General features: G+C 72.0%; 10 protein-coding genes and 1 riboswitch. Of the genes, 5 read left to right on the top strand and 5 right to left on the bottom strand.

Going from position 1 to position 13,814, the window contains the following annotated elements; all coding sequences use genetic code 11:
- Positions 1-70 precede the first annotated feature (70 nt).
- The 3 genes from ACIHAR_RS25595 to ACIHAR_RS25585 all read right to left on the bottom strand — a co-directional run bounded on the left by ACIHAR_RS25595 (position 71) and on the right by ACIHAR_RS25585 (position 4,319).
- On the bottom strand, positions 71-826 hold the full coding sequence (locus ACIHAR_RS25595; protein ID WP_400022078.1) for a M23 family metallopeptidase: 756 nt from the start codon (positions 824-826) through the stop codon (positions 71-73).
- A 13-nt stretch (positions 827-839) separates the two neighbouring features.
- A riboswitch (cyclic di-AMP (ydaO/yuaA leader) is annotated at positions 840-1,007 on the bottom strand.
- A 583-nt stretch (positions 1,008-1,590) separates the two neighbouring features.
- A complete protein-coding gene (locus tag ACIHAR_RS25590) occupies positions 1,591-2,979 on the bottom strand; it encodes a pitrilysin family protein (RefSeq protein WP_365458812.1) in 1,389 nt (462 codons plus the stop codon).
- Positions 2,976-4,319, bottom strand: coding sequence for a pitrilysin family protein (locus tag ACIHAR_RS25585; protein WP_365458815.1), 1,344 nt, complete (start codon positions 4,317-4,319; stop codon positions 2,976-2,978). Before ACIHAR_RS25585 ends, ACIHAR_RS25590 begins: the two co-directional genes overlap by 4 nt.
- A gap of 321 nt (positions 4,320-4,640) precedes the next feature.
- Here ACIHAR_RS25585 and ACIHAR_RS25580 point away from each other — a divergent pair, with 321 nt between their 5' ends.
- Positions 4,641-7,097: a DNA topoisomerase (ATP-hydrolyzing) subunit A gene (locus ACIHAR_RS25580; RefSeq protein WP_400022075.1), complete on the top strand. Its 2,457-nt coding sequence runs from the start codon at positions 4,641-4,643 to the stop codon at positions 7,095-7,097.
- On the opposite strand, the gene ACIHAR_RS25575 is transcribed toward ACIHAR_RS25580, so the two are convergent.
- Positions 7,094-8,230: a CobW family GTP-binding protein gene (locus ACIHAR_RS25575; RefSeq protein ID WP_400022073.1), complete on the bottom strand. Its 1,137-nt coding sequence runs from the start codon at positions 8,228-8,230 to the stop codon at positions 7,094-7,096. The two genes, ACIHAR_RS25580 and ACIHAR_RS25575, sit on opposite strands and share 4 nt — an antisense overlap.
- Positions 8,231-8,549: 319 nt before the next feature.
- Here ACIHAR_RS25575 and ACIHAR_RS25570 point away from each other — a divergent pair, with 319 nt between their 5' ends.
- A complete protein-coding gene (locus tag ACIHAR_RS25570) occupies positions 8,550-9,113 on the top strand; it encodes a DUF6082 family protein (RefSeq protein WP_365458824.1) in 564 nt (187 codons plus the stop codon).
- 211 nt (positions 9,114-9,324) lie between these two features.
- Here ACIHAR_RS25570 and ACIHAR_RS25565 read toward each other — a convergent pair whose 3' ends face one another.
- Positions 9,325-9,561, bottom strand: coding sequence for a hypothetical protein (locus tag ACIHAR_RS25565; protein WP_189147568.1), 237 nt, complete (start codon positions 9,559-9,561; stop codon positions 9,325-9,327).
- Between the two features lie 587 nt (positions 9,562-10,148).
- On the opposite strand from ACIHAR_RS25565, the gene ACIHAR_RS25560 reads away from it, so the two are divergent.
- From ACIHAR_RS25560 to ACIHAR_RS25550, 3 genes are all read left to right on the top strand, one after another.
- The gene (locus ACIHAR_RS25560; RefSeq protein ID WP_365458830.1) at positions 10,149-11,087 is read left to right on the top strand and encodes a sucrase ferredoxin; all 939 of its coding nucleotides are present in this window, start codon (positions 10,149-10,151) and stop codon (positions 11,085-11,087) included.
- A 368-nt stretch (positions 11,088-11,455) separates the two neighbouring features.
- Entirely contained in the window at positions 11,456-13,126 is a 1,671-nt protein-coding gene (locus ACIHAR_RS25555) for a sensor histidine kinase (protein ID WP_365458833.1), read from the top strand.
- A complete protein-coding gene (locus tag ACIHAR_RS25550; protein ID WP_365458836.1) occupies positions 13,123-13,803 on the top strand; it encodes a response regulator in 681 nt (226 codons plus the stop codon). Before ACIHAR_RS25555 ends, ACIHAR_RS25550 begins: the two co-directional genes overlap by 4 nt.
- Positions 13,804-13,814 lie beyond the last annotated feature (11 nt).

The raw sequence follows: 13,814 nt of genomic DNA, 5'->3' as shown, positions 1-13,814 counted from the left end.
AACGAGGCTCATGAAACGGCGAAAGCCCCGGCCGCGAGGGCCGGGGCTGGACGATCTGCCGGGTACGTCGTCAGAGGCTGACGCCGTGCCCACGGAGGTAGGCGACCGGGTCGATGTCCGAGCCGTACTCCGGGCTCGTGCGGGCCTCGAAGTGCAGGTGCGGGCCGGTGACGTTGCCGGTGGCGCCGGAGAGGGCGATCCGCTGGCCCGGGGTGACCTTCTGGCCCACCGAGACACTGATGGAGGACAGATGCCCGTACTGGGTGTAGGTGCCGTCGTTCATCCGGATCACGACCTGGTTGCCGTAGGCGCCGCCCCAGCCGGCCTCGACGACGGTGCCGAGCCCCACCGCGTGCACGGGGGTCCCGCTGGAGGCGTGGAAGTCGATGCCGGTGTGGCTTCCGGATGACCACAGGGAGCCGCCGGACCGGTAGCCGGTGGACACGTAGGAGCCGGCGATCGGCGACACGAAGGTGTTGAGGCGCTTGCGCTCGGCCTCGCGCGCTGCTCGGGCCCTCGCCTCGCGCTCCTTCTTGACCTTCGCGGCCGCCTGGGCGGCGGCCTCCTTGCGCGCGGCTTCCTCCTGGGCGGCCTGCTTCTGGGCGGCGGCCTGGTCGTCGATCCGCTCGGCGACGGAGTCGCCGATGGTGACGACGGGCATCAGCCCGGTCTGCTCGACGGGGGTCTCGGCGGCGAAAGCCGGGGAGGAGGCGACGGTGCCGATGACGCCGGTGGTGGTGAGCGCCGCGATGCCCGCCGCGCGGGCGGTGGTGCGCTTCATCCGGCTGGGACGACGGTGCTTCCCGGTGGCGCAGGTGAACGCCATGAAGTTGAGCGGTCCTTTCCTTCCCTCTCGCCTACCGGGTTAGCTGACGGGTTCGGAGCAGGAAGGTCTCCTACGGGCCCCCTCGCGACTCGCGCGGGCGTCCGATTCACCCCAGGGACTGCACAGTTGGGTCCCCGGCTCCCCTGGCTCGCGCCGTACGGGGACTCGGCGATGGCTGTCCGGTGCCGCGGGTGCGGCGCACTGCCCGACGAACAGCCCGGACGAAACTAGACGGGCCCGATCTCAATCCCCAAACGGAACGCGGCTTTTGTAGCGCATGCCACAGGGCAGACAGGCAACCTCTCCCTCAATTCGGACATCAAGGGGCCCCGGTGACCGTCGGGTCACCGGGGCCTCATTGCACGCGCGCGACGCGGGGCCCGGCGGGCAGGGCGCCACGGCGAGCGGGCGGCGCGGTGAGCAGGCGGCGCGGTGAGCAGGCGCCACGGTGGGCAGGCGCCGCGGCCACGGTCCGTCCGGCCGCGCGTGACACGGGGCCCGGCGGCACGGGCGCCGCGGCGAGCGTGCGGCGCGGTGAGCGGACGCCACGGTGAGCAGGCGCCGCGGCCACAGTCGGTCCGGCCGGGCGGGTCAGGCCGCGGACGCGGGGCCTGGCACACGCCCTCCCCACGCTCGACTCCGCTCGGGCGGGAGGCCTCCCGCCGCGTCGCCCCCTCCGCCCGGCAACTGGACGCACGACGCCCCGCTCACCTGCGCCCGTGCGTCACCGTCGACTCCCGCGACCCGCTCCGCCGGACAACGCCCTACTCGGCCGAGACGACCTTGACCTCGCCGATACCCAGGGCCTCGACCGGCTCCTTGATCTGGGCGGCGTCACCGACGAGGACGGTCACCAGGCGGTCCGTCGGGAAGGCGCTCACGACCGCCGCGGTGGCCTCGACGGTGCCGGTCGCGGCGAGCTGCTGGTACAGCGTCGCCTGGTAGTCGTCGGGCAGGTGCTGCTCGACCTGGTCGGCCAGGGTGCTCGCGACAGCCGCCGCGGTCTCGTACTTCAGCGGCGCCACGCCCACCAGGTTCTGCACGGCGACGTCGCGCTCGGCGTCGGTGAGTCCCTCGGCGGCGAGCGTGTTCAGCACCTTCCAGAGGTCCTCCAGCGCCGGACCGGTGTTCGGGGTGTCGACGGAGCCGCTGATGGCGAGCATCGCGGCCCCTGAGCCGTCCGGCGCGGAGCGCAGGACCTGCCCGAAGGCGCGCACGCCGTAGGTGTAGCCCTTCTCCTCGCGCAGGACGCGGTCCAGGCGGGAGGTGAGGGTGCCGCCGAGGCAGTAGGTGCCAAGGACCTGTGCCGGCCACACGCGCGCGTGCCGGTCGGGGCCGACGCGGCCGATCAGCAGCTGCGTCTGGACGGCGCCGGGGCGGTCCACGATGACGACCCGGCCGGTGTCATCGGCGGACACCGGCGGTACGGGCCGCGGCTGGGCGGCGGAGCCCGTCCAGGCGCCCAGGGTGTCGCCGAGGAGCGCGTCCAGGTCGAGGCCCGTCAGGTCACCGACGACCACGGCGGTGGCCGTGGCGGGCCGGACGTGCTTCTCGTAGAAGGCGCGGACGGCCGCGGAATCGATGTTCTCGACCGTCTCCGCGGTGCCCTGGCGCGGGCGCGACATGCGCGCGGTGGCCGGGAACAGCTCCTTGGAGAGCTCCTTGGCGGCCCGCCGCGAGGGGTTGGCCAGCTCGTGCGGGATCTCGTCGAGGCGGTTGCGCACGAGGCGTTCGACCTCGCTGTCGGCGAACGCGGGCGCCCTGAGGGCGTCGGCGATCAGGCCGAGAGCCTTGGCCAGGCGGGAGGCCGGGACCTCCAGGCTCAGCCGGACGCCGGGGTGGTCGGCGTGCGCGTCCAGGGTGGCGCCGCAGCGCTCCAGCTCGGCGGCGAACTCCTCGGCGGAGTGTTTGTCGGTGCCCTCGGAGAAGGCTCGCGCCATGATCGTGGCGACGCCGTCGAGTCCGGACGGCTCCGCGTCCAGGGGCGCGTCGAGGAGGATCTCGACGGCGACGACCTGCTGGCCCGGGCGGTGGCAGCGCAGAACGGTCAGGCCGTTGTCGAGCGTCCCGCGCGCGGGGGCGGGGAACGCCCAGGGCCTGGCCTCGCCCGCCTGCGGCTGGGGGTGGAAGTCCATCGTGGCGAGCTCGGTCACTTGGCCGCCTCCTCGTTCTCGTCCTCGTCGGCGGTGTTCTCGGTGGGCTCGTAGACCAGTACGGCTCGGTTGTCGGGGCGCAGACGGGCCTTGGCGACCTCCCGCACCTCCTCGGCCGTGACGTCCAGCACGCGCTGGACGGCGGTCAGGGCGAGCTGCGGGTCGCCGAACAGCACGGCGTACCGGCAGAGTTCGTCGGCGCGGCCGGCGACCGTGCCCAGCCGGTCCAGCCACTCGCGCTCCAACTGGGCCTGGGCGCGCTCCATTTCCTCGGCCGTGGGGCCCTCCTCGGCGAACCGGGCGAGCTCCTCGTCGATGGCGGCCTCGATGACCGGCACCTCGACGTCACCGGAGGTCTTCACGTCCAGCCAGCCCAGGGACGGCGCCCCGGCGAGCCGCAGCAGGCCGAAGCCGGCCGCCACCGCCGTACGGTCGCGGCGGACGAGGCGGTTGTACAGGCGGGAGGACTCGCCGCCGCCGAGCACGGTGAGCGCCAGGTCGACGGCGTCGCACGCGCGCGTGCCGTCCTGCGGCAGGCGGTAGGCGGCCATCAGGGCGCGGGCCGGGACCTCCTCCTCGACGACCTCGCGCAGCTGCTCGCCGATGACGTCGGGCAGCGTGCCGTCCCGGGGCTCGGGCTTGCCGTCGTGGGCGGGGATGGAGCCGAAGTACTTCTCGATCCAGGCGAGCGTCTGCTCCGGGTCGATGTCGCCGACGACCGACAGGACGGCGTTGTTCGGCGCGTAGTAGGTGCGGAAGAACGCGCGCGCGTCCTCCAGGGTCGCCGCGTCCAGGTCGGCCATCGAGCCGATCGGCGTGTGGTGGTAGGGGTGGCCGTCCGGGTAGGCCAGGGCGGTGAGCTTCTCGAAGGCCGTGCCGTACGGAACGTTGTCGTAGCGCTGGCGGCGCTCGTTCTTGACGACGTCGCGCTGGTTCTCCATGGACTCGTCGTCCAGGGCGGCCAGCAGCGAGCCCATGCGGTCGGCCTCCAGCCAGAGGGCGAGCTCCAGCTGGTGGGCGGGCATGGTCTCGAAGTAGTTGGTGCGCTCGAAGCTGGTGGTGCCGTTGAGGGAGCCGCCGGCCCCCTGGACCAGCTCGAAGTGGCCGTTGCCCTTGACCTGTGCGGAGCCCTGGAACATCAAGTGCTCGAAAAGGTGAGCAAGACCGGTACGCCCCTTGACTTCGTGGCGCGAACCGACGTCGTACCAGAGGCACACCGCCGCGACCGGGGTCAGGTGGTCCTCGGAGAGCACCACGCGCAGGCCGTTGGCCAGGCGGTGCTCGGTCGCTGTCAGGCCCCCGGAGCCTGCCTGGGCTGTGGCCGTGTGACCCATGGGCATGTACGTCCCTTCCGATCGCGGACGCGGTCGTCGAAACCGCGGTTTTCCTGCCGGTCCTGCCACTGTATGCAAGCGCGCGGAGCGTCGGCGAAGTTCCCGGGCGGCGTACGCCGAGAGCGAGATCGCGTAGCCTGCGGGCAGCCGTGCGGGGGATGCCCTCCCGCCGGGGCCGGCCGCCGACGCCCGGGTCCCGGCCCGCGCTGTCAGTGCCACGGTCCACAATGGTCGGCATCAGACCCGTCACACGCGTCAGCAAGAGTGAGCCCGAAGGCGTCAGCGCCCCGTAGGCGAGCGACCAGGAAACAGGAGGAGCCGGCAGCGATGGCCCGCCGCAGCACGAAGACCCCGCCGCCCGACGACTCGTACGAGGAGAGGATCCTCGACATCGACGTCGTCGACGAGATGCAGGGCTCCTTCCTCGAGTACGCCTACTCGGTCATCTACTCCCGCGCCCTGCCGGACGCCCGCGACGGCCTCAAGCCGGTGCACCGCCGCATCGTCTACCAGATGAACGAGATGGGCCTGCGCCCCGACCGCGGCTATGTGAAGTGCGCCCGCGTCGTCGGCGAGGTCATGGGCAAGCTGCACCCGCACGGCGACGCGTCGATCTACGACGCCCTGGTGCGCATGGCCCAGCCCTTCTCCATGCGCGTGCCCCTGGTCGACGGCCACGGCAACTTCGGCTCACTGGGCAACGACGACCCGCCGGCGGCCATGCGGTACACCGAGTGCCGCCAGGCCGCGGCCACGAGCCTGATGACGGAGTCGATCGACGAGGACACCGTCGACTTCACGCCGAACTACGACGGCCAGGAGCGGGAGCCGGTGGCGCTGCCCGCCGCCTTCCCGAACCTCCTGGTCAACGGCTCCTCGGGTATCGCGGTCGGCATGGCCACCAACATGCCGCCGCACAACCTGGGCGAGGTCATCGCGGCCGCCCGCCACCTGATCCGCTACCCGAACGCGGATCTGGACGCCCTGATGAGGCACGTGCCGGGCCCCGACCTGCCCACCGGTGGCCGGATCGTCGGCCTCTCCGGGATCCGGGACGCCTACGAGACGGGTCGCGGCACCTTCAAGATCCGCGCCACGGTGTCGGTGGAGACCGTCACGGCCCGCCGCAAGGGCCTGGTCGTCACGGAGCTGCCGTTCACGGTCGGCCCCGAGAAGGTCATCGCCAAGATCAAGGACCTGGTGGGCTCGAAGAAGATCCAGGGAATCGCCGACGTCAAGGACCTCACCGACCGCGAGCACGGCCTGCGCCTGGTCATCGAGATCAAGAACGGCTTCGTGCCGGAGGCGGTCCTGGAGCAGCTCTACAAGCTGACTCCCATGGAGGAGTCGTTCGGCATCAACAACGTGGCGCTGGTCGACGGCCAGCCGCTCACGCTGGGCCTGAAGGAGCTCCTCGAGGTCTACCTCGACCACCGCTTCGAGGTCGTCCGGCGCCGCAGCGAGTTCCGCCGGGGCAAGCGGCGCGACCGCCTGCACCTGGTGGAGGGCCTGCTCACCGCGCTCGTCGACATCGACGAGGTCATCCGTCTGATCCGCTCCAGCGAGAACAGCGCTCAGGCCAAGGAGCGCCTGATGGAGCGCTTCTCCCTGTCGGAGGTCCAGACCCAGTACATCCTGGACACGCCGCTGCGCCGTCTGACCAAGTACGACCGCATCGAGCTCGAGGCGGAGAAGGAGAAGCTCAACGCGGAGATCGCCGAGCTGACCCGGATCCTGGAGTCGGACGCGGAGCTGCGCAAGCTGGTCTCGGCCGAACTGGCTGCGGTGGCCAAGAAGTTCGGCACCGAGCGCCGTACGGTCCTGCTGGAGTCGGCGGGCACCCCGGCCGCCGCCGTGCCGCTCCAGGTCGCCGACGACCCCTGCCGTGTGCTGCTCTCCTCGACGGGCCTGCTGGCGCGCACGGCGAACGGCGAGCCCTTCGCGGAGGACGGCGACGGCCGGCGCACCAAGCACGACGTGATCGTCTCGGCGGTACCGGCCACCGCGCGCGGGGAGATCGGCGCGGTCACCTCGGCGGGCAGGCTGCTGCGGATCAACGTCGTCGACCTGCCGCAGCTCCCGGACACGGCCACGGCGCCGAACCTCTCGGGCGGTGCCCCGCTGGCGGAGTTCGTCTCCCTGGAGGGCGACGAGACGGTGGTCTGCCTGACCACGCTCGACGAGTCCTCGCCGGGACTGGCGCTCGGCACGGAACAGGGTGTCGTCAAGCGTGTGGTGCCCGACTACCCGTCCAACAAGGACGAGCTGGAGGTCATCACGCTCAAGGAGGGCGACCGGATCGTCGGCGCGGTCGAGCTGCGCACGGGTGACGAGGACCTGGTCTTCATCACGGACGACGCCCAGCTGCTGCGCTACCAGGCCTCGCAGGTCCGCCCGCAGGGCAGGCCGGCGGGCGGTATGGCGGGCATCAAGCTCACCGAGGGCGCCAAGGTGATCTCGTTCACGGCGGTGGACCCGGCGGTGGACGCGGTGGTCTTCACGGTCGCGGGCTCCCGCGGCACGCTCGACGACTCCGTCCAGACGACGGCCAAGCTGACCCCGTTCGACCAGTACCCGCGCAAGGGTCGCGCCACGGGCGGTGTGCGCTGCCAGCGGTTCCTGAAGGGCGAGGACTGCCTGTCCCTGGCCTGGGCGGGCGCCGCCCCGGCACGGGCGGCGCAGAAGAACGGCACCCCGGCCGAGCTTCCCGAGATCGACCCGCGCCGCGACGGCTCGGGCGTGTCGCTGGCGAAGACGGTCGCGGTGGTGGCGGGACCGGTCTAGGCCTCTTCGAGGACGTCGTCGTCAGGAGCCCGCAGGGCCTCGTCGTCGGCGTCCCGGTCGACGGCGTCCTCGGGGTCGTGCACAACCTCGTCCTCGGGGTCCCGTACGTACCGCAGAACGCCCCACATGCCGTGCTCGTCGGCGTGTGGGGCGTCGTTCTTGCACGCCTCCAGTTCCGCGCCGAGGGCGGCCGCGTCGATGCCGGAGCCGATGAGGACGAGCTGGGTGAGGCGCTCCCCGGCGGGCTCCCAGCGCTCGGGGCGGAAACGCAGGAAGCGGCCGACGGCGTGCACGGCGTACCGGTTGGCGGGGTCGTGCGGGCCGAAGTCGACGTACCCCTTGATCCGGTAGAGGCCCTCCGGGCGGCTGTCGAGGAACGGCATCAACCGGCGCGGGTCGAGGGGGACCGCGGAGACGAAGGAGAGGCTGTCGTAGGTCGTGTGCAGGTGGCCGGCATGGCCGTCCTCGTCGTCCTCACCGTGTGCGTGCAGGTCGTCGAAGGAGAGCTGCCCGACGCGCTCCTCGCTCGGCCGGCAGTCGAAGAGGAACTCGGGATCGATGCGGCCGTAGGTGGCGGGAACGACGGCGGCCCGGTCGGTGAGGCTGCGGACGGCCCCGAGGACGCGGTCGGCGTCGGGCGCCCGGTCCAGCTTGTTCACGACGACGAGGTCGGCGAGGGCGAGGTGGCGGTCGATCTCGGGGTGCCTGGCCCGGGTCTCGTCGAACTCGGCGGCGTCGACGACCTCGACGAGTCCGCCGTACACGATGCCCGGCTCCTCGCTGGCCAGGACCATCCGAACGAGCTCCTGGGGTTCGGCGAGCCCGCTGGCCTCGATCACGATGACGTCGATGCCGGCGGAGGGCCGGGCGAGCCGTTCGAGGTAGACGTCGAGTTCACTGGCGTCGACGGCGCAGCACAGACAGCCGTTGCCGAGGGAGACGGTGGAGTCGCCAAGCGCGCCGGCCACCGCCATGGCGTCGATCTCGACGGCGCCGAAGTCGTTGACGATGGCGCCGATACGGCTGCCCCCACTGCGGTGGAGGAGGTGGTTGAGCAGCGTCGTCTTGCCGGAGCCCAGGAATCCGGCGAGGACGACGACCGGGATCTGCTGCGGGGCGTGGCTCTGCGTCAACGTGCGACCTCTCTGGCACCTACGCGTACACCGGCTCGTGGTCCGGCGCACGGTCGGGAACTGAATGCGGAGCCAGGATACGAGCCGGAAGAATCACCGCTGAGTGAACGATTGTTAGCAGCGCTCGCGGGGCAGACGTTGGGCAAGGCGCCGTGGTGTGCGACCCTCACTTCCCTCCGTGCGCCTCCTCTCCGCCTCCCCGCCGATCAGAGCCGCTCGGCACCCTGGGAGGCGGCAAGCGCCGCCCACCGCTCGCCGGTCCCCGTCAGTCGACCCGCATCCGACGACCGGCTGACGGTCGCCTGATTCGGGGGTTGACATGGCCACACAGAAAATCAAGGCGGGGAGGCTCGGGTCCGCCACGCTCGGCCTTATGCTCGTCACCGCCACGGTGACGCTCGCGGCACGACGGTTGCGCCTCGAGGCCGCCCGCCGGGAGGAGCGGCGGCTGGAGCTCGAGGAACTGGCGATCCGGCGCAAGGCACTGGCCCATCAGCAGCGCATGCACTGGGAACTGACGGCCAGGGCGATCGACGATCCCTCCCTCGCCGCGGTCGTCGACACCTACGACAAGACCATCCCCCCGGAGAAGCGCCGGCAGTTCCTCTACGCCAACGCGTGGTACGCCCACCTCTTCCACCTCTACCAGGCGGGACTCCTGGACCGGGAGGAGCTGTACCGGCATCTTCGCGAGTTCTTCCAGAGCCCCGTCTTCCGCGAGTACTGGGAGGCGTCGAAGGATCAGCGCGCGAGCCTCAACGAAGCGTCCGAGGAGGCGCGGATCGGCCGGATGATAGACGGCCTGGTCATGGATCTGGACGACGCCGACACCGACGAGTGGTGGGTGGTGGGCCATCCGCCGACGGACGACACGGAGGAATGACGCGCAGCGGTCGGCATCGGGGCAGCGGTCGGCATCGGGCAAGCGTGTGGCCTGGTGCCGTTCTGGCGCCAGGCCTCATCGGTGGAGACCGAGCAGGGACGCGGGGTGCCGTGCTGCTCGCCTGGAAGCGCCCGGCTCGCTCATCGGTTGCGTGCGACCGGGGTCGGTGACGGGACGGGTCTACGGGTGGACGCGTGCTCGTGCGGTGGGATCAGGCGTCGGGAATGTCTGCCTTGGCGCGGATCAGGGTTTCCCTGCTCACGATGACGATGCGCTCGTAGTCGGCACGAGCAGCGTCCGCGGGTAGTTCACCGTCCAGCGCCTCGGTGGCCTCGGTGCCGATGACGGCGAAGTTGCCGTCGCTGAGTTCGAACACGTCCGGGCACGTGGCTCCCGAGTTACTGCCTCGGGCGCTCGGGGGCACACCGATGCGGCGCACGATCTTCAAGGGGTATCGGTCCTTCGACGGGTCTGGGCACAGTTGGGTGGCAGAACGGTAGCGAGATTGGCGAGGGCTTCGCTGCAAAAGTCACTCAGCCGCGTCTGTGGTGCCTGTGAGTTGACCGGTATGGGCGAGACTGCGCCGGCGAGCGGGCTCGTCCGGCGGCGCGTTCGTCTGCCGCACGCCCGCAGTATCGGGCGCATGGCGGCGGCCACTCACCGACGCCGATCGATCTCCGGGGCCGGCGGGGGGAGTCGCCCGCGTTTCGGATGACAGGTCGGTTCGGTCCTGCCGGACCGGGCCGCCGGCCCGTTGGGATCAGGCTTCACCTATCCCGGTCCGGACCAGTCACGCAGCACGCGCGCATTCGATCACTCCCCCAGCACGCGCGTCTCCGATCACTCCAGCACGCGCGTCTCGCGATCAGCCCCGCAGCACGCGCGACCAGTACCACAGCACGCGTGACCAGGCCTGACGCCCGGGACGACCGGGTTACGGGCATCCCGGCGCGGCAGCCGCGCGTGTCCGTGCCGGGGAGGACACGACCCCGCCCCGGAAGCCGCACCGCCCCAAGTCAGGTTAGGCTCACCTCTGTGAGTACGTGCACGGCCGTCTCGCGCGACCTTGACGAGCCCATGTCCGCAACCGCGCCCACGGCCAGGACCTGGCTTCTGGTGGAACAGCCCGGCCCCTGGGGTGCCAGGGCGCTCGTGTCGAGCCACCTGGACCCCGCGCTCGGGCGCGCCCTGGAGGCGGCCGCCCAGAACACGGGCGTCCGGGTAGCGCTCATCCGGCGTCCCGGACGTCATGCGGACCTCGGCACGCCGCGCCTGCGCCGCGTGTACGCGGCCCACACCACCCCCGGCGGGGTGTGGCTGCGCACTGCCACGACCAACGACCCGAGCCGTCTGCTGGACGTCGACTTCGCCGCTCTCGGCCGGGGCGACCACCGCAGCTTCGACACCGCCCTCCAGGGCCGGCCCCATACCGGCGGACCGCTCGCCCTCGTCTGCACCAACGGCAAGCGCGACCGCTGCTGCGCGCTGCTGGGCCGCCCCCTCGCGGCCGAACTCTCCGCCTCGGGCGTGCACGGCGTCTGGGAGGTCACCCACCTGGGCGGTCACCGCTTCTCCCCCACCGTTCTCGTCCTGCCCCACGGTTACGCGTACGGGCGGGCCGCCGCGCACACCGTCAAGGAGGCCCTGCACGGCGTCCAGGAGGGCCGGATCGTCCTGGAGGGCTGCCGCGGGAGCTCGGCCTGGGAACGGCCCGGCCAGGCGGCGGAGCTGGCCGTGCGTGCGGCGACCGGCGAGTACGCGGCGGAGACCCTCGCCGTCGTCCGTACGGAGGGCGAGGCGCCGCGCTGGGAGGTGACCGTCGCACACCTCGACGGGCGGCACTGGCGAGTCGTCGTGGCACAGGGCGCGTCCTCGCCTCCCCGACCGGAGAGCTGCGGGGTGTCGGTGCTGGGTTCACCCGCGCGGATGGACGTGGTGGCGGTGCGCGAGCTGACGACGGCACTGGCCGGCTGAGGCACCCGTTCGGAGGCACCCGTTCGGCCGAGGCACCCGTTCGGCTGGGCACCCGCTCGGACCGCGGCTCACGCAGATCGCGGCTCACGCGGACCACGGCTCACGCAGACCGCGGCACGCGGATCTCGACCATGCAGACCGCGGCTCAACGGCGCCGCTGGGCCCGGCGCGGAAGTGATCTCCTTGCCGTCCGCCGGGCTCGCCCGGTCCCTTCCCATGTCCACATGCCCTGCACTCCCGCCGCCCTCGCCACTCGCCCTCGCCCCCGTGCCCTCTCCTGCCCTGCCTCGACGCCTCTCGAGCCGATCAAGAGACGCACGCCACACACCCCTACGGCTGGGCCGACCCGGCCACGTACCGTCGGGGGTATGAGCACCACTCCCCCTGTCCGCCGCCTGCGCCTCGGCATGCCCCGGCGCGTGTTCTCGCAGGTGCTGCTCATGCAGCTGGCGATCGCCGCCGGAGTCGTGGTGCTCGCCACGGGACTGTTCCTCGCCCCCCTCAGCGACCAGCTGGACGACCAGGCGATGCGTCGCGCGCTCGCGATCGCGCAGACCACCGCGGCGGTGCCGCAGATCGCCGAGGACCTGCAGAGCACGCCGCCCTCGGTCGACGGGCCGGTGCAGCGGGAGGCGGAGCGCATCCGCAAGGCCAGTGGCGCCGAGTACGTCGTGGTGATGGACGTCCACGGCACACGCTGGTCGCACACCGACCCCGAGGAGATCGGCGGCCACGTCTCCACGGATCCGAGCCAGGCCCTGGCCGGCAAGGACGTCATGGAGATCGACAGCGGCACCCTGGGCCGCTCGGCCCGCGGCAAGGTCCCCCTGCGCGACGACGACGGAAGCATCGTCGGAGCCGTCTCGGTCGGCATCGAGTACGACAGCGTGCGGGCCCGGCTGATCCACGCGATACCGGGGCTGTTCGCGTACGCCGGCGGCGCGCTCGCCGTGGGAGCGCTGGCCGCCTGGCTGATCTCCCGGCGGGTGCAGCGGCAGACCCGCGACCTCGCCTTCTCCGACATCTCGGCACTGCTCGCGGAGCGCGAGGCGATGCTGCACGGCATCAGGGAGGGCGTCGTCGCCCTGGACCGCGCAGGGCGCATCCGCCTGCTCAACGACGAGGCGCAGCGCCTCCTGGGCATCGGGGACGAGGCGGTGGGCCGCTCCCCCGACGAGGCCCTCGGCGAGGGCCGTACGGCCGACGTCCTGGCCGGCCGGGTGACCGGCACGGACCTGCTCACCGTCCGCGGACAGCGAGTCCTGGTCGCCAACCGCATGCCCACCGACGACGGCGGCGCCGTGGCGACCCTGCGCGACCGCACCGAACTGGAGCAGCTCGGCCGCGAACTCGACTCGACACGCGGCCTGATCGACGCACTGCGCGCGCAGGACCATGAGCACGCCAACCGCATGCACACGTTGCTCGGCCTGCTCGAACTGGAGATGTACGACGACGCCGTGGAGTTCGTGGGCGAGGTGGTCGGTGACCACCGGGCGACCGCCGAGCAGGTGACCGAGAAGATCGAGGACCCGCTGCTCGCCGCACTGCTGGTCGGCAAGGCGACCGTCGCCGCCGAGCGCGGTGTCGCCCTGTCGATCTCGGACCGCACGCGCCTCCCGGACCGGCTGGTCGACCCGCGCGGGCTTGTCACGGTCGTCGGGAACCTGGTGGACAACGCCCTCGACGCCGTCGCGGGTACGCCGCACGCGCGCGTGGAGATCGAGCTCCGGACCGAGGGACGCACCGCCGTCCTGCGCGTCCGGGACACCGGCCCCGGAATCCCGGCCGAGCACCGCGAGTCGGTCTTCACCGAGGGCTGGTCCACGAAGAAACCGCCGGCGCACGGGAAACGCGGCATCGGTCTCTCCCTGGTGCGGCGGCTCGCCGAGCGACAGGGTGGCAGCGCGTCGGTCGGTGAGGCGCAGGGCGGCGGAGCCGAGTTCACCGTGGTCCTGCCGGAGGCGCTGACCGTGCCCGAACCGGAACCCGCCCTGGCCACACCCGCGAAGGGCACTGACGAGAAGGAGTCGCGATGATCGAGGTCCTGGTCGTGGACGACGACACCAGGGTCGCCCAGGTCAACGCCGCCTACGTCGAGAAGGTGCCGGGCTTCCACGTCGCCGGCGAGGCGCACAGCGCGGCCGAGGCACTGCGCCGGCTGGACCTGCTGCCCCGACTGGACCTGGTCCTGCTGGACCACTACCTGCCCGACGAGACGGGTCTGGAGGTCGTCCAGGAGATGCGCCGCCGCGGCCACCAGACGGACGTGATCATGGTGACGGCCGCGCGGGACGTCTCGACCGTGCAGGCGGCGATGCGGCAGGGCGCCCTGCAGTACCTGGTCAAGCCGTTCGCCTTCGCGGGCCTGCGCGCCAAACTGGAGGCGTACGCGGAGCTGCGCCGCACGCTCGACGGCGGCGGCGAGGCCGAGCAGGCCGACGTCGACCGCATCTTCGGCGCCCTGTCGGCCCCCTCGGAGCCCGGGCTGCCCAAGGGCCACTCCCCCACCACCGCGGAACTCGTACGTCAGTCCCTGATGAACGCGGAAGGCCCTCTGTCGGCCCAGGAGATCGCCGACCGTACGGGGGTGAGCCGCCAGACCGCCCAGCGCTATCTGAAGCTCCTGGAACGCACGGGCAGGGCCCGCCTGACCCTGAAGTACGGGGACGCGGGCCGCCCGGAACACCGATACGTGTGGGCGACCCGCTCCTGACCACCTGCTCA

The organism is Streptomyces sp. NPDC052016 (genome assembly GCF_044548445.1).
Classification (GTDB): domain Bacteria; phylum Actinomycetota; class Actinomycetes; order Streptomycetales; family Streptomycetaceae; genus Streptomyces.
This window is presented reverse-complemented; position numbering and strand designations above follow the sequence as displayed.

Coding starts and splice junctions, on each gene's coding strand:
- ACIHAR_RS25595 (WP_400022078.1), bottom strand. CDS start 826: ATGGCGTTCACCTGCGCCACCGGGAAGCACCGTCGTCCCAGCCGGATG.
- ACIHAR_RS25585 (WP_365458815.1), bottom strand. CDS start 4,319: ATGCCCATGGGTCACACGGCCACAGCCCAGGCAGGCTCCGGGGGCCTG.
- ACIHAR_RS25580 (WP_400022075.1), top strand. CDS start 4,641: ATGGCCCGCCGCAGCACGAAGACCCCGCCGCCCGACGACTCGTACGAG.
- ACIHAR_RS25570 (WP_365458824.1), top strand. CDS start 8,550: ATGGCCACACAGAAAATCAAGGCGGGGAGGCTCGGGTCCGCCACGCTC.
- ACIHAR_RS25555 (WP_365458833.1), top strand. CDS start 11,456: ATGAGCACCACTCCCCCTGTCCGCCGCCTGCGCCTCGGCATGCCCCGG.
- ACIHAR_RS25550 (WP_365458836.1), top strand. CDS start 13,123: ATGATCGAGGTCCTGGTCGTGGACGACGACACCAGGGTCGCCCAGGTC.